General features: G+C 63.9%; 1 protein-coding gene. It reads left to right on the forward strand.

Translation table 11 applies throughout. The features are described 5' to 3' along the window. A partial coding sequence (locus AB4Y92_RS26580; RefSeq protein WP_441822345.1) for an efflux RND transporter permease subunit occupies positions 1-368 on the forward strand: 368 nt, incomplete at both ends.

The raw sequence follows: 368 nt of genomic DNA on the forward strand, positions 1-368 counted from the left end.
GCAGGACACCGGCATCATCCAGGCGATCACGGAGGCGCCGCAATCGGCCTCCTATGCCGCGATGGCGGCCCGGCAGCAGGCTCTTGCCGTCGAAATTCTGAAGGACCCCGATGTCGACAGCCTGTCCTCCTTCATTGGCGTCGACGGCACCAACAGCACGCTCAACAGAAGCCGATCGCCCGCCTGGGCTATTTTGACTACACGGTGGTCAAGGACGACTGCGGCCGTCATGGAGCGCCTGAAGCAGCGCACGGACAGCCTGCCGGGCATCACGCTCTACATGCAGCCGGTACAGGACCTGACAGTCGAGGGCATCGTCAGCCGCATGCAGTACCAGTTCGTCCTGCAGGCCTCGGATGCCGCACAAC

The sequence above is a fragment of the Lysobacter sp. TAB13 genome, from assembly GCF_052113885.1.
In the GTDB taxonomy this organism is placed as follows: Bacteria; Pseudomonadota; Gammaproteobacteria; order Xanthomonadales; family Xanthomonadaceae; genus Lysobacter; species Lysobacter gummosus.